Below are 20,435 nucleotides of genomic sequence, written 5' to 3'. Positions count from 1 at the left end.
CAGCGCCGACCGAATCCGGCCGAATCCGGGCGTGTCCGCGCGGGCGGGCCTTCGCACGCAGTGCGGGGGAGTTCACCTTGTGGTGGGATTTGCAGATGGGGATCAAAGTGGCGCTGGAGCACCGCACCAGCTACACCTTCGACCGGTTGGTGGAGCTGCATCCACATGTCATCCGGTTGCGCCCGGCGCCGCACTCACGCACCCCGATCGAAGCGTATTCACTGACCGTCGAGCCGGCCGGCCACTTCATCAACTGGCAGCAGGACGCGTTCGGTAACTTCCTGGCGCGCTTGGTGTTTCCGGACCGGGCCCGCACCCTGACCATCACCGTGGGGCTCATCGCCGATCTCAAGGTGATCAACCCGTTCGACTTCTTCATCGAGGAATACGCGGAAAACGTTGGCTTCCGGTACCCCGCTGCCCTGCTCGAGGACCTCAAGCCGTATCTGCGTCCGGTCGACGAGGAGGGTGAGGGGTCCGGTCCTGGCGAACTCGTCAAGGCGTGGGTGAGCAATTTCACCGTGCCGCCCGGCACGCGCACGATCGATTACCTGGTGGCTCTCAACCGGGCGGTCAACGCCGATGTCGGCTACTCGGTCCGGATGGAACCCGGTGTGCAGACCCCGGATGTCACGCTGCGCACCGGAATCGGCTCGTGCCGTGACTCGGCCTGGCTGCTGGTGTCGATCCTGCGTCAGCTCGGTCTGGCGGCCCGGTTCGTCTCGGGCTATCTGGTGCAGCTGACCTCCGACGTGGAGGCGCTCGACGGCCCCTCGGGCCCCGCCGCGGATTTCACCGATCTTCACGCCTGGGCCGAGGCGTACATCCCGGGTGCGGGCTGGATCGGTCTCGACCCGACCTCGGGACTGTTCGCCGGCGAGGGTCACATCCCGCTCTCGGCGACTCCGCACCCGGAATCGGCGGCCCCGATCAGCGGTGCCACCGGTCCGTGCGAGTCCACGCTGGAGTTCTCCAACGTGGTCACCCGCATCCACGAGGACCCGAGGGTGACGCTGCCCTATACCGATGAGGCGTGGGCGGCGATCACGAAGCTGGGCGCCGAGGTGGATCGGCGTCTGGCCGACGGCGATGTCCGGCTCACCGTCGGGGGCGAGCCGACGTTCGTCTCGATCGACAACCAGGTCGACCCGGAATGGACCACCGACGCCGACGGCGTGCACAAGCGGGAACGAGCGTCGGCGCTCGCGGCCCGGCTCAAGGCGGTGTGGGCCCCGGCCGGGCTGGTCCAGCGCAGCCAGGGCAAGTGGTATCCGGGAGAGCCCCTGCCGCGCTGGCAGATCGGCCTGTTCTGGCGTACCGACGGCCAGCCGTTGTGGAACGACGCGGCGCTGCTCGCCGACCCTTGGAGTGGTGAGGTTCCCTCCTTGTCCGACGACGCCGGCCGCCGTGTCCTGGCGGCGCTCGCCGCCGAATTCGGGCTCCCGGCCGGCCAGGTTCGTCCGGCGTTCGAGGATCCGCTGAGCCGCTTGGCGGCCGCCGTGCGACAGCCGGCCGGCGAGCCGGTGGCCACCGACGACGACCTGGCCGACGACACCCCGGAGGGCCGGGCGGCCCTGCTGGCCCGGCTCGATGCCTCGGTCGATCAGCCCGCCGCCTACGTGCTACCGCTGCACCGCCGTGCGGACGGCGCCGGCTGGGCCAGTGCCGACTGGCGGCTGCGACGCGGGCGGATCGTGCTCACCGAGGGGGATTCACCGGCGGGGCTGCGGCTGCCGCTCAATGCCATCAGCTGGCAGCCGCCGCGCCCGGCGTATGACGCCGACCCGCTGGCCGCGGGCACCGAGACGCGCGCCGAACCTGATGAGGCCGCGCTCGAGCCCGCCGACGACGCGCCCACGACCGCACTGGTCGCCGAGATCCGCTCCGGGTTCCTGTACATCTACCTGCCCCCGACCGAGGAACTCGACGATTTCGTCGACCTCGTGGCCCGCATCGAGTCCGCGGCCGCCAAGCTGGACATCCCCGTGGTGATCGAGGGGTACGGGCCGCCGCCGGACGCCCGCGTCGCGTCCATGTCGATCACCCCGGATCCGGGTGTCATCGAGGTCAACGTCGCGCCGACCGCCGGCTTCGCCGAGCAGAGGCAGCAGCTGGAGACCCTCTACGAGCAGGCCAGGCAGGCGCGCTTGTCCACCGAGTCGTTCGATGTGGACGGCACGCACGGCGGAACCGGCGGCGGCAACCACATCACCCTCGGCGGCATCACGCCCGCCGATTCGCCGCTGCTGCGCCGACCGGATCTGTTGGTGTCACTGCTGACCTACTGGCAGCGCCACCCGTCGCTGTCCTACCTGTTCGCGGGTCGGTTCATCGGCCCCACGTCACAGGCGCCACGGGTGGACGAGGGGCGTCCGGAGGCCCTCTATGAGCTGGAGATCGCCTTCGCCGAGATCGCGCGGCTGACCGGTTCCGGCAGATCGGCTCAGCCGTGGGTGGTCGACCGCGCCCTGAGGCATCTGCTCACCGACCTCACCGGCAACACCCACCGCGCCGAGTTCTGCATCGACAAGCTCTACAGCCCCGACAGCGCACGGGGGCGCCTGGGGCTGCTGGAATTGCGGGGTTTCGAGATGCCTCCGCACTTCCAGATGGCGATGGTGCAGTCGCTGCTGGTGCGGGCGTTGGTCACCAGATTCTGGGAGGAGCCGCTGCGGGCCCCGCTGATCCGTCACGGCGCCAACCTGCATGGCCGATACCTGTTGCCGCACTTCCTGATTCATGACATCGCGCAAGTTGCCGCCGACCTGCGGGCGCACGGCATCAACTTCGACACCAGCTGGCTGGATCCCTTCACCGAATTCCGGTTCCCCCGGGTGGGAACCGCGGTCTATGACGGGGTGGAGATCGAGCTGCGCGGTGCGATCGAACCGTGGAACGTGTTGGGTGAGGAGTCGACCGGCGGCGGCACCGCCCGCTACGTCGACTCGTCGGTGGAGCGGGTCCAGGTGCGGCTGGTCGGAGCCGACCGGCACCGTTACATCGTGACCGCCAACGGTTACCCGATCCCGCTGCTGGCCACCGACAATCCCGACATCCAGGTCGGCGGCGTGCGGTTCCGCGCCTGGCAGCCGCCCAGCGCGCTGCACCCGACCATCACCGTGGACTCCCCGCTGCGGTTTGAACTGGTGGACTGCACCACAGGACAGTCCAAGGGCGGCTGCACCTACCACGTGGCGCATCCGGGCGGCCGGTCCTACGACACCCCGCCGGTCAACGCGGTCGAGGCCGAGTCGCGGCGTGGCCGCCGGTTCGAGGCGACGGGATTCACACCCGGCACCATCGACATGGCGGACCTACGGGAGAAGCAGGCGCGTCAATCGACTGATCTCGGCGCGCCCGGAATTCTGGACCTGCGTCGGGTGCGTACCGTTCTTAACTGATGGTTCTACGTGCGAACGGCTCACCGGAGTCCGCCCAAGCCACTGGTGTTGCCGTGAACACCGGTGTGGATGTTGACGGGCTGCTGGCCGCCTACCGCGGTTCGAGGGCCCAGCGAGCGCTGTTCGATGTCCGCGACGACGGTGCCGGAGCCGGTTACGACGAGCTGGTCGACGCCGCGGGCAACGTCCGCCCGGCCTGGCGCGAGCTGGCCGAGGGCGTCGGCGAGCGGGGCCGCGACGGCTTGGACCGGCTGCGTGCCGTGGTGCGCGGTCTCGTCGACAACGACGGCATCACCTACATCCAGGTGGACCGCCACGGGGAGGTGGTGACCGACGGCGACGGCACCGCCGTGCCGGGGCCTTGGCATCTCGATGCGCTGCCGCTGGTGATCTCGGCGCAGGACTGGGATTCCCTGGAATCGGGTTTGGTACAGCGCTCCCGGCTGCTCGATGCGATCCTCACCGACCTGTACGGTGCCCGTCGATCGATCACCAGCGGAGTACTGCCGGCCCCATTGCTGTTCGGCCATCCCGGGTACGTGCGCGCCGCCCGCGGCATCGCGGTGCCGGGACGTCATCAGTTGTTCATGCACGGCTGCGATGTCAGCCGCGGCGCCGACGGGTCCTTCGTGGTGAATGCGGACTGGACGCAGGCACCCTCGGGTGCCGGATATGCGCTGGCCGACCGCCGGGTGATCGCGCATGCCGCCCCCGATCTGTACGAGCGGGTCGGCCCGCGGCCGGCCTCGCCGTGGGCGCAGGCGCTGCGCCTGGCCCTTCTGGACGCGGCGCCCGAGGGATCCCAGGAGCCCGTCGTCGTGGTGCTCAGTCCCGGTATCCATTCCGAGACCGCCTTCGACCAGGCATACCTGGCCGGTGTGCTCGGCTTCCCTTTGGTGGAGAGCGCCGATCTGGTGGTCCGCGACGGCACGCTGTGGATGCGCTCGCTGGGCACCCTCAAACGGGTGGACGTGGTGTTGCGCCGGGTCGACGCCGACTATGTGGATCCACTCGACCTGCGGCCCGATTCCCGGCTGGGTGTGGTGGGTCTGGTCGAGGTGTTGCGCCGTGGCGCGGTGACCGTGGTCAACACGCTGGGCAGCGGGATCATGGAAAGTCCCGGCGTGGCACGGTTTCTGCCGCAGCTGGCCGAGTTGCTGTTGGACGAGACCCCACAGTTGCCGACGGCCCCGATGTACTGGGGCGGCATCGACATCGAGCGCTCTCACCTGCTGACCAAGCTGACCTCGTTGTTGATCCGGCCCGTCAGTGGCGGTGAGACGATCGTCGGCCCGGCGCTGTCGGCCGCGCAGCGCGACGACCTGGCCGCCCGGATCGACGCCGAGCCGGGGGAGTGGGTGGGGCAGGAGCTTCCTCAGTTCTCCACCGCACCAACCGATTACCGGCCCAAAGGGTTGTCCGCGGGCGATGTCGGCATGCGGTTGTTCACCGTGGCCCAGCGCGGCGGCTACGCCCCGATGATCGGTGGGTTGGGTTATGTGGTCGCACCGGGAAACGCCGCATACCGCATGAACACCCTTGCCGCAAAGGATGTCTGGGTGCGTACCCCGCAGCGGGTCACCGCCGAGCGGGCCCCGGTGGTCTCGGTGGAGCTGGTGGCTCCCGGCGCGATACCCAGCCCGACGCGAGCCGTCAGTTCCCCGCGTGTCCTCTCCGATCTGTTCTGGATGGGCCGCTACGCCGAACGTGCCGAGAGCATGGCCCGCTTGCTCACCGTCACCAGGGAGCGCTACCACGAGTTCCGCTATCGCCCGGATCTGGAAGAGAGCCAGTGCGTCCCGGTGTTGCTGGCCGCGCTCGGGGCGATCACCGGAACCGACACCGGCGACGCCGACGACGACCACGAGATGGTCGCGATCGCGCCGGCCACACTCTGGTCGGCCACGGCAGACCGGCACCGGCCGGGCTCGCTCGCCCAATCGGTCGAACGCCTCGCGCTGGCCGCCCGCGCGGTGCGTGACCAGATGTCCAACGACACCTGGATGGTGCTGGCCGGAGTCGAACGCGCGGTGCTTCGGCCGTCTGCCGCACCGCCCGAATCGCCCACTGCGGCAGATCTTTACCTTGCCAACGCGCACAGCCAGACCCTGGCCGGAATGCTGGCGTTGTCGGGGGTGGCAGCGGAGTCGATGGTGCAGGACATCGGCTGGACCATGATGGATCTCGGCAAACGCATCGAGCGCGGCCTGGCGCTGACCGCGCTGCTGCGAGCCACCCTGACGACGATGCGTGGCGCCGAAGCCGAACGCGCGGTGACCGAATCGACCCTGGTGGCCTGCGAATCGTCGGTGATCTACCGACGGCGCAACCCGGGCCAGATCCGGATCGCGGCGATCGCCGAACTGGTGTTGTTCGATGCGGAGAACCCGAGGTCGTTGATCTATCAGCTGGAGCGCATCCGCTCCGGTCTCAAGACGCTGCCCGGATCGTCGGGGTCGTCGCGCTCGGAACGGCTGGTCGACGAACTCGCGACCCGGTTGCGCCGGCTCGACCCGGCCGACCTCGAGGAGGTCACCGCGGACGGGGCGCGGGCTGAATTGACCGCCCTGCTCGACGGGATGCATGCCGGTCTGCGGGACCTGTCCGGCGTCATCACCGCGGCCCACCTGTCGCTGCCCGGCGGCATGCAACCGCTGTGGGGACCTGACGAACGGCGGGTGGTGCCGTGACCGAACCCGCAACCCGGTGCTACGACATCACGCATCGCACGGTCTACCGCTACTCCGACGATGTCACGAGCTCGTACGGCCGTGGCTTCCTCACCCCTCGTGATCTGGACTGGCAGCGCTGCCTGTCCCACGAGCTGGTGATCGACCCGGACGCGGCTGATCGCTCCACCAGCCGCGACGCCTACGGCAACATCAGCTCGTATTTCCATGTCACCGAACGGCACCGCACGTTGAGCATCACCAGCCACTCGGTGGTCCAGGTGGATCCGCCTGCGCCCGAATACTATTCCGGTGCGTCGGCCCGAGCGCCGTGGGAGCTGGCCCGGCCCGTCGGCGGCGACGGCGCGCTTGCCGCCGAATTCACCCTGGACCTCTCGCCGCCGGAGATCACCGATGCCGTGCGGGAGTACGCGGCACCGAGCTTCGTGCCAGGACGGCCGCTGATCGAGGTACTGCGCGAGCTGACGTCGAGGATCTACGCAGACTTCACCTACCGGTCCGGCTCGACCACGGTGTCCACTCAGGTGGCCGAGGTGCTCGCGGCACGTGAAGGGGTGTGTCAGGACTTCGCCCGGCTGGCGATCGCCTGCCTGCGGGCCAACGGCCTGGCTGCCAGCTATGTCTCCGGCTATCTGGCCACCGATCCGCCGCCGGGCAAGGAACGCATGGTCGGGGTGGACGCGACACATGCCTGGGCGTCGGTGTGGACGCCGCAGAACGTCTGGCTGGGACTGGATCCCACCAATGACCAGATGGTCGACGAGCGCTACATCGTGGCTGGATTCGGCCGCGACTACGCCGATGTGCCCCCGCTGCGCGGCATCATCTACACGGATTCGGACAGTAGCGTGATCGAGGTGTCCGTGGATGTGGCGCCGTACTCGCCGGATCGAGGAGGTTCCCTGCGTGCGTGATTTCACCTGCCCGAGCTGCGGCCAGCATCTCGCCTTCGAGAACTCCCTGTGCCTTTCGTGCGGCAGCGCACTGGGGTTCTCACTCGACGACATGGCGTTGCTGGTCATCACCGACACCGATCAGAACGGTCACGCCGGTGCCGTCGATGAGGATCAATATCAGCTGTGTGCGAATCTGCATCTGGCCGAATGCAATTGGCTCGTCCGGATCGGACAGGGGGACCAGTTGTGCGCCTCGTGCGCACTGACCCGGACCCGGCCTGCCGACACTGATACCGCAGCCCTGGCGTCGTTCGCAGAGGCGGAGCGGGCCAAGCGCCGGCTGATCGCCGAACTGCACGAGTTGAAACTGCCGATCGTCGGCCGTGACCAGGACCCCGAGTTCGGCCTGGCGTTCGACCTGCTGTCCAGTGAAGCCGAGAAGGTCTTCACCGGCCATCACAACGGGGTCATCACCCTCGATCTCGCCGAGGGCGACGATGTGCACCGCGAGCAGTTACGCATCGCGATGGCCGAGCCGTACCGAACCTTGTTGGGCCACTTCCGTCATGAGATCGGGCATTATTACTTCTATCGCCTGGTAGCTCCGTCGTCGGAGTACTCCGCGCGGTTCGGTGAGTTGTTCGGGGACCCGGACGCCGACTATCAAGCCGCGCTGGACCGGCATTACCAGAACGGCCCGCCTGCGGGCTGGGAGGACGATTTCGTCTCGTCCTACGCCACCATGCACGCCGCCGAGGACTGGGCCGAGACCTTCGCGCACTATCTGCACATCCGCGACACCCTCGATACCGCGGCAGCCTTCGGGTTCGCCCCGGCCGGGGCAACGTTCGAGCGGAAGATTCTGGGGCCCAGCGGTTTCGACACCATCATCGAGATGTGGCTGCCGCTGGCGTGGTCGTTGAACATGGTGAACCGGTCGATGGGTCACGACGATCTCTACCCGTTCGTGTTGCCGCCCGCGGTGCTGGAGAAGATGCGGTTCGTGCACACCGTCATCGACGAGGTCACCGCCTGACCCGCCGTGGTCCGGACGGGGCCAGCATCGCGTGTGCGAGCCGGGAGAGTGCCCCGCTGATCTGATCGACGCCGAGTCCGCGCGCACGCTGGTGGGCGAAATTCTCCGCTGCCAGCGGGGCCAGCAACACGTCGACCAGTGAATCAGGTTCGGCGACATCGGCTTCCGTCAGCAACGCGCGCACGTGCGCGGCCCAGAACCCGTATGCGCCGGTGGTGTATCTCGCGCCTCCGGCTTCGGCGCCCAGCGCCAGGTCGGCGTGAGTGTCCAGCAGGGTGACCATCGCGGCGTAGAACGCGGCGAGCCGGTCGGCCGGAGCCGCGCCGGGCCCCAGCGGCGGGGCGCCCGAGATCAGCTGTTGTTGCAGGACACGCTCGTGCTCGTCGAGCAGGGCCAGGGCGATGGCCGCGGTGCTGGGGTAGCGCCGGTAGAGCGTTCCGCGTCCGACCCCGGCCGCGGTGGCGATGTGGTCCATGGTGACTGTCCGGGGATCGCGCGTGGTGAACACACTGGCCGCCGCGGCAAGGATTTTCGCGCGGTTGCGCGCCGCGTCCGCCCGCTCCGTGCCGTTCCGCTCGGGCCCGGCCTCGTCGGTCGCAAGGAGGTCTGCGCCGATTTCCACCACTGCACTGTAACCGATGGCCGGAATAAGTGGACAATTTGTCCGGTTGTGGCTCATGCTCAACCGGACAAATCGTCCACTTATTTGGAGGTTGCCATGACCACGCTTCTTCACGTCGACGCGAGCGCCCGTGTCCGCTCCATCAGTCGCCAGATCGGCGCGGAGTTCGCCCAGGCCTGGCGCGCCGCCCGACCCGACGGGCGGTACCTGTACCGCGATGTGGCGAGAGATCCGGTGCCGTTCATCGATGAGGGCTGGACGGAGCTCTGTGACGCGGTGCTGGCCGCGGGCAGCACCGATCTGGACCGGCTCGAAGAGTTGGCGGGTACCCCGGAACGCGCGGCCGCGTGGGCGGTCGTGCAACCGCTGCTGGAAGAGATCCGCGCGGCCGACATCGTGCTGATCGCCACCCCGATGTACAACTACTCGATCCCGGCCTCACTCAAGGCCTGGCTCGATCAGGTGACGTTTCCTCGAATGTCCCTGGCACCCAGGCGCTTCGTGGTGACGACCGCCCGTGGCGGCGCATACTCGCCCGGCGCTCCCAAGGCCGCGTTCGACTACCAGGAACGGTTCCTGCGGGATTTCTTCGCCGGTCACTACGCTGTCACCGACACCGTGTTCATCAATGCCGAGATGGCCAATGCGCGGGTAGATCCCGCGCTGGCTCAGTTCCGTGACGCACACGACAAGTCTCTGACTGCCGCGCTGTCCGCGGCGCGCACCCTCGCCGCGGAGTACGCGAAATGAGTTGGCTGCTACTGGGCCTGGCGGGACTGGTCGAGATCGCCTGGTCGCAGAGCATCAAGCCGACCGACGGATTCACCCGGCCGCTGCCCACCGTCGTCTGTGTGGCGATCGGGGCCCTGTCGGTGTATCTGCTGTCGCTGGCGATGCGGGGCCTTCCGGTCGGCACCGCATACGCCGTCTTCACCGGCATCGGTGCGGTCGGTGCGATCGCGCTCGGTGTGTTGATCCACCGTGACCCGCTGAGCGCGGGGCGCGCGCTCGCCCTGTCGATGATCGTCGGCGGGATCGTGCTCGCCCGGCTCACGAATCCCGACTGAGCCCGGTCGCGGCCAGATAGGCGCGCCCGCGCGGGGCGAGCCGGTAGCCGACGTCGAGGCTGATGGTCAGGCCCAGCCCCTTGAGCTGGCGCACGCGGCGCTTGAACCGGGGTACCTCGAGGCCGACGCGCGCCGCCAGATCGGGCGCGCGCACGGCCTCGTTGGCCGCGATCATCTCGAGGTGCCGACGCGTCCACGGTTCAGTGGCAGCGTCCCAGCGGGCCAGCCGGGCGGAGATCGCCGTGACGTCGGCATCGGTGAGCGCGTCATCGGCGGCGAGCTCGGGCCGCTCGTCCGGCCCGAGGTACGACACCCCGATGAGGTAGGTGTGTGCCGCGGACCGCCGGTCGAGCTGAGCCTGCGCCGTCGTCGCATCCGGATAGCCGGCGGCACGGGCCTGCGCGGCCGTCACCCGGTAGTCACCAGGACGCTCGGTGACCGACTCGATGCGAATCGTGCCGGCCTGCGTGCGTTGGGTGCCCCCGGGCTTGGCCCGGGGCCGGTCCCAGCGTCGCAACACCAGCGAGATGGTCCCGTCGGCAATGCCATCGGCAGTCGGCCGATCTAACAGCACGATCACGATCGTATGTCGCAACCCCGTGATCGCCGCCGGCGTTTCTACGATCGCCGCGTGACTGATCGCTACGGTTCCGACATCCTGTCCCGAAACCCGCACAAGCCCAAGCTGACTCGCTCCACGGAACAGCCCGCGGAAAAGGGCCTGGTCGTCGAGGACGCCCAGAGCGGCTACGTGGGTGCGGTGGTGCGGATCGAGGGCGGCCGGGTCGAGCTCGAAGACCGCCGGGGCAAAGTCCGGGCCTTCCCGATGGGGCCGGGTTTCCTGATCGACGGCAAGCCGGTGAGCCTCGTGGTGCCCAAACGGACCGCGGCACCGGCCCGCACGGCGTCCGGATCGGTCGCGGTACCCAATGCCAAGGCCCGCGTCGCGCTCGCCAGCCGGATCTACGTCGAGGGCCGCCACGACGCCGAGCTCGTCGAGCAGGTCTGGGGCGCCGATCTGCGCATCGAGGGCGTTGTCGTCGAATACCTCGGCGGCGTCGACGACCTGGCCGACATCGTGGCCGAGTTCGCGCCCGGACCGGGCCGCAGGCTGGGGGTTCTGGTCGATCACCTGGTCACCGGCTCCAAGGAAGCGCGAATCGCCGAGGCGGTGCGGCGCGGCCCGGGCGGTGAGCACACGCTGGTGGTCGGGCACCCGTTCGTCGACATCTGGCAGTCCGTCAAGCCGGCCCGGCTCGGGATGAAGGCCTGGCCGACGATCCCGCGCAACGTGGAATGGAAACACGGCATTTGTGAGGCGCTGGGCTGGCCGCACCACGACCAGGCCGACATCGCCCGGGCCTGGCAGCGGATCCGCGGCCGGGTCCGCGACTGGAACGACCTGGAGCCCGCGCTGATCGGCCGGGTCGAGGAGCTCATCGATTTCGTGACGGCACCGGCGTAGCTTCGTCGCTCCGGCGTGGTAAGCAGAAGGCGTGTCCGACAGTTTGTTCGACGTGCCGGGTGAGCCGGGTGCCGAAGCCTCGGGTGCGTTGGCCGCACCCGGCACCGCACCACTGGCCGTGCGGATGCGTCCGGCCGGGCTCGACGAGGTCGTCGGCCAAACCCATCTGCTGCAGGCCGGTTCGCCGTTGCGCCGCCTGGTGGAGGGGTCCGGCGCCGCGTCGGTCATCCTCTACGGCCCGCCCGGTACCGGCAAGACCACCCTGGCCTCGCTGATCTCGCAGGCCACCGGCCGCCGGTTCGAGGCTCTCTCGGCGCTCAGCGCCGGGGTCAAGGAGGTCCGTGCCGTGATCGACGTCGCCCGGCGCGCGGCCGTCCACGGCGAACAGACCGTGCTGTTCATCGACGAGGTGCACCGGTTCTCCAAGACCCAGCAGGATGCGCTGCTGGCGGCGGTGGAGAACCGGGTGGTGCTGTTGGTCGCCGCCACCACCGAGAACCCGTCGTTCTCGGTGGTCGCGCCGCTGCTCTCGCGGTCCCTGATCCTGCAGCTGCAGCCGTTGACCCCACGCGACATCGAGACGGTGCTGCGCCGCGCGATCACCGACCCGCGGGGTCTGGGTGGCTCGGTCGAGGTCACCGACGAGGCCGTCGCGCTCCTCGTGCAGCTCTCCGCGGGTGACGCGCGCCGCGCGCTGACCGCGTTGGAGGTGGCATCCGAAACAGCCGGAGGGCCCGGTGGCGTCATTTCTTTCGAGATCATCGAGCAGTCGCTGGACAAGGCTGCGGTGCGCTATGACCGCGACGGGGATCAGCACTACGACGTCGTCAGCGCCTTCATCAAGTCGGTCCGCGGATCCGACGTCGACGCGGCGTTGCACTACCTGGCCCGGATGCTGGTGGCGGGGGAGGACCCCCGCTTCGTGGCGCGCCGGTTGATGATCCTGGCCAGCGAGGACATCGGTATGGCCGATCCCACCGCGCTGCAGACCGCGGTCGCCGCGGCCCAGACCGTGCAGCTGATCGGCATGCCCGAAGCGCAGCTGACGCTGGCGCACGCCACCGTGCATCTGGCCACCGCGCCCAAGTCCAATGCGGTGACCACCGCGCTGGGCGCGGCGATGAGCGACATTCGGGCAGGCAAGGCCGGGCTGGTGCCTCCGCACCTGCGGGACGGTCACTACTCGGGTGCGCAGAAGCTCGGCAATGCGGTCGGCTACAAATACGCCCACGATCATCCCGATGGTGTTGTGCCGCAGCAGTATCCGCCAGACGAGCTGGTGGGGACGGACTACTACCAGCCGACCGGACGCGGCTTCGAACGCGAGCTGACAACCCGGGTGGACAAGCTGCGGGCCATCATCCGGCGCATCCGGCGCTGAGTCCCGCAGTCCCACACCTTGACAGCCTCAAAACCTCGCTCTAACTTGGTAGTCAATCAATTGGTTGATCAACGGAAAGATTGACTATTGGAGCGTGATGGGGATGCCGAGGACAACCTCGACCGAGCTTTCCTGGCCCTTGCCGATCCGGTCCGGCGCGCGATCGTGGCGCGCCTGTCCCGCGGTCCGGCCACCGTGAACGAATTGGCCGAACCCTTCGCGATCACGAAACAAGCTGTCTCGAAACACATTCAGGTGCTCGAACAGGCGGGCCTGGTCACCAGGACCCGTGACGCCCAGCGACGACCGGTCCATCTGGACGCGGCCGCGCTGGAAGGACTGACCGCATGGATCGATCGATATCGGCTCGACGCCGAACGAAACTACCGCCGGCTCGACGACCTGCTGGCCCGACTGGCACCGAAAGCAACCGACCAACCTGAGGAGAAAGACCAATGACGAACGCGCTCAACTTGACTGCCCCCGTCGACACCTTGGCGATGGAGTTCACCCGCCCCTTCGACGCACCGGTCGACGCGCTGTTCCGGGCCCACGCCGAGCCCGAGCTGGTCACCCAGTGGCTGGGGCCCCGTGGCCTGGAAATGCGAATCGACCACTGGGATTTCCGCACCGGCGGCGGATATCGCTACCAGCATTCCGACGGGTCCGGCAGCTACGCGTTCAACGGGGTGTACCACGTGGTGCGCCCGAATGAACTCATCATCCAGACCTTCGAATTCGAAGGCGCCCCGGACATGGTGAACATCGAGTTCATGTGGTTCGACGACCTGGGCAACGGGCGCAGCCAGCTGCGCGGGCGTTCGATCTGCCCCAACACCGAGGCCCGCGATGCCCTGCTGTCCTCGGGCATGGAAGGCGGGATGACCGAGGGTTACGAACGCCTCGACGGGCTGCTGGCCGCGCGGTGATCTCAGGCCGGGCAGACCGTCAGGTGGCGCGGAATCAGCGGAGGATTCCTGAGCCTCGCCCGCCGAACAACCCGGTCCTTCTGCGCCCCATCATCGCCGACACGAGGGCGACGCCGAGCGCGGCGACGATCACCTGGACCAGGAGTTCGAGCCAGTCGACTCCGCTGGTCACCGTCGGGATGCCCATGGCGCGCGCAAGTGCGGTACCGATGAACGCCGAGACGATGCCGACCAGGATCGTCACCAGAATGCCTATTGGTTGTCTGCCGGGGACGATCAACCGGCCGATCAGGCCGACGACGATGCCGATCAGAATCGCGCTGATGATGCCGGTGATGGTCATGGTTTCCTCCGCGGCTGGGTTGGGCTGACCAGGGAAGTACCCCGCACCGTCACAACGCAAACGGCGCCGTCAATTGCTATTCGTCGGCGCTTCAGGCCATCTCGGGAACTCGCAGGTGGGCGAGCACGAGTTCGAACTCTCCGACATCGATCTGATCGGCGCTCAGGTCGCGTAGCCGCGCGGTACGCAGGGCGCGCGCCTGATCGCGGTTGTGGTCCATCGCTTCAGCGCTGTCGAAAGTGGCCGAGGACACCGCCCGTCCCGAGGCCCTGTCGAGCATGAGGCTGGCGCTGCAGAAGCCCTCCAGGTCTTCCATCGCCGGCAACACCGACGCGCGGTAGAAATCCACGGCCCGGTCGAACAGTTCGGGGCGGGTTCGCAGCCACGTCGCACGTACGCAGGCGCCGGGGCCGGAGTACTGCTCGCGGTGCACCACCGCGATCTCCCATTCGTCGACGGTGGCGGTGCCTGCGAAGGTCTCCACCACCCGATGGCGCATCGGCGCTATCGCGGACGCGCTGGCGTGCATTGCGTCGTCGGACCGCCAGGCCGTCGTCAGGACACACTGGCCCGATTCCCGGTTCACCATCAGGGACAGGCCCACGCAGCCGTCGACGTCGTCGAGGGCGGGCATGACCTCGTCGCGGACAACGGCGATGCCGGCATTGACGGCCTGGGTGCGCGCCGCGATCGTGGTTGAACGTGCGAACACGATCCACCCCTTCCTGCCAGGGCGGCGCCCCGGTGGCGCCACCGGTTCCACCCCCAACCTTCCTCCGCTGTGTCGCAGGTGGCAATGGTGTGGCGGGTGCCTCGTAGGCTGGGCCGATGGATACCGACGTGATCGACGTGGACACCTCGCGGCGGCGCATCGTCGATCTCACCGACTCCGTGCGCGAGTTCTGCGGCACGCATCACGACGGCCTGTGCAACGTGTTCGTCCCGCACGCGACTGCCGGTGTGGCCATCATCGAGACCGGTGCCGGGTCCGACGACGACCTGCTCGATACCCTGGAACGGTTGTTGCCGCGTGACGATCGCTACCGGCACAGCCACGGATCGTTCGGCCATGGTGCGGATCACGTGCTGCCCGCCCTGGTGTCGCCGTCGGTCACGCTGCCGGTCCAGGCCGGCCGACCGCTGCTGGGGACCTGGCAGAGCGTGGTGCTGGTCGATCTGAACCGCGACAACCCGCAGCGTTCGGTGCGGCTCAGCTTTCTGGGGACATGACGCCCGTCGCCCTTTTCCGGGGTGAACGCGCAGAACGGTAATGTAAAGCGGTCGAACTGGTGGTTGCTCGCGCAACCCCAGCCACCCACGAACACGAGGACACGAGCAACGTGCAGACACACGAGATCAGGAAGCGCTTCCTCGATCATTTCGTGAAGGCGGGCCACACTGAGGTGCCCAGCGCCTCCGTGATCCTCGACGACCCCAACCTGTTGTTCGTCAACGCCGGCATGGTGCAGTTCGTGCCTTACTTCCTCGGCGCCCGTACACCGCCGTGGGACCGCGCCACCAGCGTGCAGAAGTGCATTCGCACCCCCGACATCGACGAGGTGGGCATCACCACCCGGCACAACACCTTCTTCCAGATGGCCGGCAACTTCTCGTTCGGCGACTACTTCAAGAAGGGCGCCATCGAGCTGGCCTGGACCCTGCTGACCAACCCGGTCAGCGAGGGTGGCTACGGGTTCGACCCGGAAAGACTGTGGGCAACCGTCTATCTGGACGACGACGAGGCGATCCAACTGTGGCAGGAAGTCGCCGGGCTGCCGCTCGAGCGCATCCAGCGCCGCGGCATGGCCGACAACTACTGGTCGATGGGCATCCCCGGGCCGTGTGGGCCGTGTTCGGAGATCTACTACGACCGCGGGCCCGAATACGGGATCGAGGGCGGGCCCGAGGCCAACGAGGACCGCTACATCGAGATCTGGAATCTCGTGTTCATGCAGAACGAGCGCGGTGAGGGCACCTCGAAGGACGACTTCGAGATCCTCGGCCCGCTGCCACGCAAGAACATCGACACCGGGATGGGCGTCGAACGCATCGCGTGCCTGCTGCAGGACGTGGACAACGTCTACGAGACCGACCTGGTGCGGCCGGTGATCGATCTGGTCGCCGGGATCGCGCCCCGCGGCTACGGCAAGGGCAGCCACGAGGACGACGTGCGCTACCGCATCATCGCCGACCACAGCCGCACGGCGGCCATCATCATCGGCGACGGGGTCAGCCCCGGCAACGAGGGCCGCGGCTACGTGCTGCGCCGCCTGCTGCGCCGCATCATCCGCGCGGCCAAGCTGCTCGGCGTCGAGCAGCCCATCATGGGCCAGCTGATGACCACAGTGCGCGACGAGATGGGCCCGTCGTACCCGGAGCTCGTCACCGACTTCGAGCGCATCAACCGGATCGCCGTCGCCGAGGAGACCGCGTTCAACCGGACCCTGGTCGCGGGCTCGCGGCTGTTCGACGACGCCGCCGCGGCGACCAAGAAATCGGGCACGACGGTGCTCTCCGGCAGCGACGCCTTCACCCTGCACGACACCTACGGCTTCCCGATCGACCTCACGCTGGAGATGGCGGCCGAGGCAGGGCTCTCGGTCGACGAACAGGGCTTCCGGTCGCTGATGGCCGAGCAGCGTCAGCGTGCCAAGGCCGATGCCGCCGCGCGCAAGCAGGCCCACACCGATCTGTCGGCCTACCGCGAGCTGGTCGACGCCGGGCCTACGGAATTCACCGGCTTCGACGAATTGTCCACCGAGGCACGCATTCTCGGCATCTTCGTGGACGGCAAGCGGGTGCCCGTGGTGACCCATGAAGGCCTTGACGCCGATCGCGTGGAACTGATCCTGGATCGCACCCCGTTCTACGCCGAGTCCGGTGGCCAGATCGCCGACGAAGGAACGATTTCCGGCACGGGCGCCTCGGTCACCGCCAAGGCTGCCGTCACCGATGTGCAGAAGATCGCCAAAACCCTGTGGGCGCACCGGATCAACGTCGAGTCGGGCGAGTTCGTCGAAGGCGACACCGTCACCGCCGCGGTGGATCCCAAGTGGCGTCACGGCGCGACCCAGGGGCACTCGGGTACCCACATGGTGCACGCCGCGCTGCGACAGGTACTGGGCCCCACCGCCGTTCAGGCCGGTTCGCTCAACCGTCCGGGCTACCTGCGGTTCGATTTCAACTGGCAGGGCGCGCTCACCGACGATCAGCGCACGCAGATTGAAGAGGTCACCAACGAGGCCGTCGAGGCCGACTACCAGGTGAACACCTTCATCACCGCCCTGGACAAGGCCAAGGCCATGGGCGCGATGGCGATGTTCGGCGAGAACTATCCCGACCAGGTGCGGGTGGTCGACATCGGCGGGCCGTTCTCACTGGAACTCTGCGGTGGCACCCACGTGCGCAACTCGGCCCAGATCGGCCCCGTGACCATCCTCGGGGAGTCTTCGGTCGGCTCGGGTATCCGCCGTGTCGAGGCCTACGTCGGGCTCGATTCCTTCCGCCACCTGGCCAAGGAACGCGCCCTGATGGCGGGCCTGGCCTCGTCGCTCAAGGTGCCCTCCGAAGAAGTGCCCGCCCGGGTGGCGAACCTGGTCGAGCGGCTCAAGGCCGCCGAGAAGGAACTGGACAAGGTCCGGCTGGCCAACGCCAGGGCCGCGGCAGCCAACGCCGCCGCCGGCGCCGAGACCATCGGCAAGGTCCGGGTCGTCGCCCAGCGGATGGCCGGCGGCATGTCCGGCGGTGATCTGCGCACCCTGGTGGGCGACATCAAGGGCAAGCTCGGCAGCGACCCGGCGGTGATCGCGCTGATCACCGAGGGGGAGAACGACGCGGTGCCCTTCGTGGTCGCGGTCAACCCGGCCGCCCAGGATCTGGGGCTGCGCGCCAACGAACTGGTCAAACCGCTCAGTGCAGCGGTCAACGGCCGCGGCGGCGGCAAAGCGGACATGGCACAAGGTTCCGGTAAGGGGGCGGCGGGTATCGACGCGGCATTGGCCGCGCTGCGCGCCGAGATCGGCCGGGGCTAGCTTCGTGTCCGACACGGTCGACGACCGGCTACCGGACCGCCCAGGGGACGACGACCCCGGACGCGGGCGGCGCATCGGCATCGATGTCGGGACCGTGCGGATCGGCGTGGCCAGCTGTGATCCTGACGGCATATTGGCCACCCCCGTCGAGACCGTTCAGCGGGACAAGCGCGACCGGTCGGGCAAGCACCTGCGCAGACTGGTCAAGCTGATCGGCGAGTACGAAGCGGTCGAGGTCATAGTCGGACTGCCGCGCACACTCGCCGACCGGGCCGGAAGCTCAGCCGTCGATGCCGTCGAACTGGCCGATCTGCTGGCGCGTCGAATCGCCCCGATACCGGTGCGGATGGCCGACGAGCGGCTCACTACTGTGACGGCTCAACGGTCGTTGCGTGAGGCGGGGGTTCGGGCAAAGGGACAGAAGGCGATGATCGACCAGGCCGCTGCGGTGGGCATTCTGCAGAGCTGGCTGGATCAGCGACGTGCGGCTCTGGCTGCGCGCGGAGAGGGCATGGATGGCTGAGAAGTGGGGCGCCAACAAGGCGAAGCCCGAGGCGATCGGGCCGCCGCGCCGCGGGTTGAGCAAGGCCGAGCGGGCCCGCAAAGCGCGCAACGACCGAAAGCGGCGCGTCACCCGGGGCTTCTCCATCGCGGCGCTCATCGTGGTGGTGATCGGTGCGGTGTTCCTGGGTTCCAAGCTGTGGCACAGCATGTCCGGCAGCGCCAACGACTACGCGGGTGACGGCGTGGCCGACATCGTCGTCCAGGTCCACGACGGCGATTCCACGACGGCCATCGCCAAGACCTTGCAGGACAAGAAAGTGGTCGCCACCGTCAAGGCGTTTGTCGACGCGGCACACAAGAACGAGGAGATCTCGGCGATCCAGCCGGGCTTCTACAAGCTTCGCACCGAGATCCCGGCCGCCAATGCCGTTGAGCGCCTGGTAGATCCGGAGAGCCGGGTGGGCAAGCTCACCATCCCGGAAGGGCGTCAGCTCGACGACACGGCCGACGTCAAGACCAAGGCCGTCACCGAAGGGGTCTTCACGCTGATCTCGCAGGCCTCCTGCGTCGAACTCGACGGCAAGCAGCGTTGCGTGCCGGTCGACGAGCTGCGGGCGGCCGCGCAGACAGCGCCGGCGGCGGCGCTGGCCGTACCCGACTGGGCCGCCGCCCCGGTCGCGGCGATGCCCAACGACCACCGGCGGTTGGAAGGGCTGATCGCACCGGGCACCTGGAACGTCGACCCCGCGGGCACGGCGCAGGACATCCTGTCCACCTTGATCGCGGGCAGTGCCAATCTCTACACGCAGAGCGGTCTGCTCGACACCGCCGCCGCAATGCAGATGTCGCCGTATCAGATCCTCACCGTCGGATCCCTGGTGCAACGAGAGGCCAAGCCGCAGGACTTCGCCAAGGTCGCGCGGGTGATCTACAACCGGCTGGCCGAACACCGCAAGCTGGAGTTCGACTCGACCGTGAACTACCCGCTGGATCGCCAGGAAGTGGCGACCACCGATGACGACCGGGCCAAGACGACTCCGTGGAACACCTATATGAGCCAAGGACTTCCGCAGACCCCGATCTGCTCGCCGGGCACCGATGCGCTGGCCGCGGCCGAGCATCCGGCCGACGGGGACTGGTTGTACTTCGTGACCATCGACATGCAGGGCACCACGCTGTTCACGCGTGACTACGAGCAGCACCTGGCCAATATCGAGCAGGCGCAGCACAACGGTGTCCTCGACAGTGCCCGATAGGCGGCCCGCCGCCGTGCCCGATAGCCGGAAAGCGGCCGTTCTCGGCTCGCCGATCACCCACTCACGTTCGCCGCAACTGCATCTGGCGGCCTACCGGGCGCTGGGGCTGATGTCGTGGACCTACGAGCGCATCGAGTGCACGGCCGAACAACTGCCGGGCCTCGTCGGTGGGCTCGGCCCGGAATGGGTCGGGCTGTCGGTCACCATGCCAGGCAAGTTCGCCGCGCTGGAGTTCGCCGATCAGCGGACCGAACGCGCCGAATTGGTGGGTTCGGCCAACACCTTGGTGCGGACGCCCACAGGAGGCTGGCGCGCCGACAACACCGATGTCGACGGAGTGGTCGGAGCACTCGGCACGGCCGGCGACGCGGCACTGGTGATCGGATCCGGCGGCACCGCCCCGGCCGCCGTGGTGGCCCTGGCCGAGCTCGGCGTGCAGCGGATCACCGTCGTCGCGCGCGACGAGGGCAAGGCGGCACGGCTGGTCGAGTTGGCCGGCCGGTGCGGAGCGCAGGGCAGCTGGTGCGACATCGGCAGCAGCGCACTGACCGACGCGGTTGCCACCGCGGATTCAGCCGTCAGCACCATCCCGGCGGACGCGGCTGCCGCCTACGCGGACACGCTCGCCGCAGTGCCGCGGGTGCTCGACGCCATCTACGACCCGTGGCCGACGCCGCTGGCCGCGGCCGTCGAGGCCGCAGGTGGCGAGGCGATCAATGGGCTGCAGATGCTGCTGAACCAGGCCTTCGCTCAGGTGGAGCAGTTCACCGGGATGCCCGCTCCGAAAGAGGCGATGCGCGCCGCGCTGGGCTGA

General features: G+C 68.4%; 19 protein-coding genes. 15 read left to right on the top strand and 4 right to left on the bottom strand.

Features of this window, described 5'->3' with window-relative positions; translation table 11 throughout:
• Window positions 1-95 precede the first annotated feature (95 nt).
• Genes G6N57_RS23080 through G6N57_RS23065 form a run of 4 tightly spaced genes read left to right on the top strand, consistent with a single transcriptional unit; the run spans window position 96 to window position 8,023 of the window.
• Window positions 96-3,401 (top strand): transglutaminase family protein, encoded by a 3,306-nt coding sequence (locus tag G6N57_RS23080; protein ID WP_097926378.1) that lies wholly within the window; start codon window positions 96-98, stop codon window positions 3,399-3,401.
• The gene (locus tag G6N57_RS23075; RefSeq protein WP_077739229.1) at window positions 3,401-6,091 is read left to right on the top strand and encodes a circularly permuted type 2 ATP-grasp protein; all 2,691 of its coding nucleotides are present in this window, start codon (window positions 3,401-3,403) and stop codon (window positions 6,089-6,091) included. The genes G6N57_RS23080 and G6N57_RS23075 overlap by 1 nt, the downstream gene beginning before the upstream one ends.
• Window positions 6,088-7,005, top strand: coding sequence for a transglutaminase family protein (locus G6N57_RS23070; protein WP_077739230.1), 918 nt, complete (start codon window positions 6,088-6,090; stop codon window positions 7,003-7,005). Before G6N57_RS23075 ends, G6N57_RS23070 begins: the two co-directional genes overlap by 4 nt.
• Window positions 6,998-8,023: a zinc-binding metallopeptidase family protein gene (locus G6N57_RS23065; protein WP_077739231.1), complete on the top strand. Its 1,026-nt coding sequence runs from the start codon at window positions 6,998-7,000 to the stop codon at window positions 8,021-8,023. Before G6N57_RS23070 ends, G6N57_RS23065 begins: the two co-directional genes overlap by 8 nt.
• On the opposite strand, the gene G6N57_RS23060 is transcribed toward G6N57_RS23065, so the two are convergent.
• On the bottom strand, window positions 8,013-8,645 hold the full coding sequence (locus G6N57_RS23060; protein WP_234815827.1) for a TetR/AcrR family transcriptional regulator: 633 nt from the start codon (window positions 8,643-8,645) through the stop codon (window positions 8,013-8,015). The genes G6N57_RS23065 and G6N57_RS23060 overlap by 11 nt on opposite strands.
• Before the next feature lie 96 nt (window positions 8,646-8,741).
• Here G6N57_RS23060 and G6N57_RS23055 point away from each other — a divergent pair, with 96 nt between their 5' ends.
• Window positions 8,742-9,395 (top strand): FMN-dependent NADH-azoreductase, encoded by a 654-nt coding sequence (locus G6N57_RS23055; protein ID WP_077739233.1) that lies wholly within the window; start codon window positions 8,742-8,744, stop codon window positions 9,393-9,395.
• On the top strand, window positions 9,392-9,712 hold the full coding sequence (locus G6N57_RS23050; RefSeq protein WP_077739234.1) for a DMT family transporter: 321 nt from the start codon (window positions 9,392-9,394) through the stop codon (window positions 9,710-9,712). Before G6N57_RS23055 ends, G6N57_RS23050 begins: the two co-directional genes overlap by 4 nt.
• Here the strand turns inward: G6N57_RS23050 and G6N57_RS23045 are convergent.
• On the bottom strand, window positions 9,696-10,286 hold the full coding sequence (locus tag G6N57_RS23045; RefSeq protein WP_077741713.1) for a hypothetical protein: 591 nt from the start codon (window positions 10,284-10,286) through the stop codon (window positions 9,696-9,698). The genes G6N57_RS23050 and G6N57_RS23045 overlap by 17 nt on opposite strands.
• Window positions 10,287-10,343: 57 nt before the next feature.
• Here G6N57_RS23045 and G6N57_RS23040 point away from each other — a divergent pair, with 57 nt between their 5' ends.
• From G6N57_RS23040 to G6N57_RS23025, 4 genes are all read left to right on the top strand, one after another.
• Complete coding sequence (locus tag G6N57_RS23040) at window positions 10,344-11,177, top strand: DUF3097 domain-containing protein (RefSeq protein ID WP_077741714.1); 834 nt, start codon at window positions 10,344-10,346, stop codon at window positions 11,175-11,177.
• Window positions 11,178-11,208: 31 nt separating this feature from the next.
• On the top strand, window positions 11,209-12,558 hold the full coding sequence (locus G6N57_RS23035) for a replication-associated recombination protein A (RefSeq protein ID WP_077739235.1): 1,350 nt from the start codon (window positions 11,209-11,211) through the stop codon (window positions 12,556-12,558).
• An 87-nt stretch (window positions 12,559-12,645) separates the two neighbouring features.
• Window positions 12,646-13,017, top strand: coding sequence for an ArsR/SmtB family transcription factor (locus G6N57_RS23030; RefSeq protein WP_077739236.1), 372 nt, complete (start codon window positions 12,646-12,648; stop codon window positions 13,015-13,017).
• Window positions 13,014-13,487 carry an SRPBCC family protein gene (locus G6N57_RS23025; RefSeq protein WP_077739237.1) on the top strand — a complete coding sequence of 158 codons (474 nt, stop codon included), beginning with the start codon at window positions 13,014-13,016 and terminating at the stop codon, window positions 13,485-13,487. The genes G6N57_RS23030 and G6N57_RS23025 overlap by 4 nt, the downstream gene beginning before the upstream one ends.
• A 34-nt stretch (window positions 13,488-13,521) precedes the next feature.
• On the opposite strand, the gene G6N57_RS23020 is transcribed toward G6N57_RS23025, so the two are convergent.
• Window positions 13,522-13,830, bottom strand: a complete 309-nt coding sequence (locus tag G6N57_RS23020; RefSeq protein ID WP_077739238.1) for a GlsB/YeaQ/YmgE family stress response membrane protein — start codon at window positions 13,828-13,830, stop codon at window positions 13,522-13,524.
• A gap of 91 nt (window positions 13,831-13,921) precedes the next feature.
• Window positions 13,922-14,542 carry an antibiotic biosynthesis monooxygenase gene (locus G6N57_RS23015; RefSeq protein ID WP_077739239.1) on the bottom strand — a complete coding sequence of 207 codons (621 nt, stop codon included), beginning with the start codon at window positions 14,540-14,542 and terminating at the stop codon, window positions 13,922-13,924.
• A 116-nt stretch (window positions 14,543-14,658) separates the two neighbouring features.
• On the opposite strand from G6N57_RS23015, the gene G6N57_RS23010 reads away from it, so the two are divergent.
• The 5 genes from G6N57_RS23010 to G6N57_RS22990 all read left to right on the top strand — a co-directional run bounded on the left by G6N57_RS23010 (window position 14,659) and on the right by G6N57_RS22990 (window position 20,435).
• Complete coding sequence (locus G6N57_RS23010) at window positions 14,659-15,060, top strand: secondary thiamine-phosphate synthase enzyme YjbQ (protein ID WP_077739240.1); 402 nt, start codon at window positions 14,659-14,661, stop codon at window positions 15,058-15,060.
• 110 nt (window positions 15,061-15,170) lie between these two features.
• A complete protein-coding gene (gene alaS / locus G6N57_RS23005) occupies window positions 15,171-17,861 on the top strand; it encodes an alanine--tRNA ligase (protein WP_077741715.1) in 2,691 nt (896 codons plus the stop codon).
• A gap of 4 nt (window positions 17,862-17,865) precedes the next feature.
• The gene (gene ruvX / locus G6N57_RS23000) at window positions 17,866-18,384 is read left to right on the top strand and encodes a Holliday junction resolvase RuvX (RefSeq protein ID WP_019344427.1); all 519 of its coding nucleotides are present in this window, start codon (window positions 17,866-17,868) and stop codon (window positions 18,382-18,384) included.
• The gene (locus G6N57_RS22995; RefSeq protein WP_097926377.1) at window positions 18,377-19,621 is read left to right on the top strand and encodes an endolytic transglycosylase MltG; all 1,245 of its coding nucleotides are present in this window, start codon (window positions 18,377-18,379) and stop codon (window positions 19,619-19,621) included. Before ruvX ends, G6N57_RS22995 begins: the two co-directional genes overlap by 8 nt.
• Window positions 19,611-20,435: a shikimate dehydrogenase gene (locus G6N57_RS22990; protein ID WP_077739242.1), complete on the top strand. Its 825-nt coding sequence runs from the start codon at window positions 19,611-19,613 to the stop codon at window positions 20,433-20,435. The genes G6N57_RS22995 and G6N57_RS22990 overlap by 11 nt, the downstream gene beginning before the upstream one ends.

Source organism: Mycolicibacterium boenickei (assembly GCF_010731295.1).
GTDB lineage: Bacteria > Actinomycetota > Actinomycetes > Mycobacteriales > Mycobacteriaceae > Mycobacterium > Mycobacterium boenickei.
Note: the sequence above shows the minus strand (reverse complement) of the source record. Positions and strands in the feature narration are given on the sequence as shown.

What these genes read in the sequence shown, in the direction of transcription:
- G6N57_RS23080 (WP_097926378.1), top strand. Translation starts at nt 96, where the DNA reads ATGGGGATCAAAGTGGCGCTGGAGCACCGCACCAGCTACACCTTCGAC.
- G6N57_RS23075 (WP_077739229.1), top strand. Translation starts at nt 3,401, where the DNA reads ATGGTTCTACGTGCGAACGGCTCACCGGAGTCCGCCCAAGCCACTGGT.
- G6N57_RS23055 (WP_077739233.1), top strand. Translation starts at nt 8,742, where the DNA reads ATGACCACGCTTCTTCACGTCGACGCGAGCGCCCGTGTCCGCTCCATC.
- G6N57_RS23050 (WP_077739234.1), top strand. Translation starts at nt 9,392, where the DNA reads ATGAGTTGGCTGCTACTGGGCCTGGCGGGACTGGTCGAGATCGCCTGG.
- G6N57_RS23025 (WP_077739237.1), top strand. Translation starts at nt 13,014, where the DNA reads ATGACGAACGCGCTCAACTTGACTGCCCCCGTCGACACCTTGGCGATG.
- G6N57_RS23020 (WP_077739238.1), bottom strand. Translation starts at nt 13,830, where the DNA reads ATGACCATCACCGGCATCATCAGCGCGATTCTGATCGGCATCGTCGTC.
- G6N57_RS23010 (WP_077739240.1), top strand. Translation starts at nt 14,659, where the DNA reads ATGGATACCGACGTGATCGACGTGGACACCTCGCGGCGGCGCATCGTC.
- G6N57_RS22995 (WP_097926377.1), top strand. Translation starts at nt 18,377, where the DNA reads ATGGCTGAGAAGTGGGGCGCCAACAAGGCGAAGCCCGAGGCGATCGGG.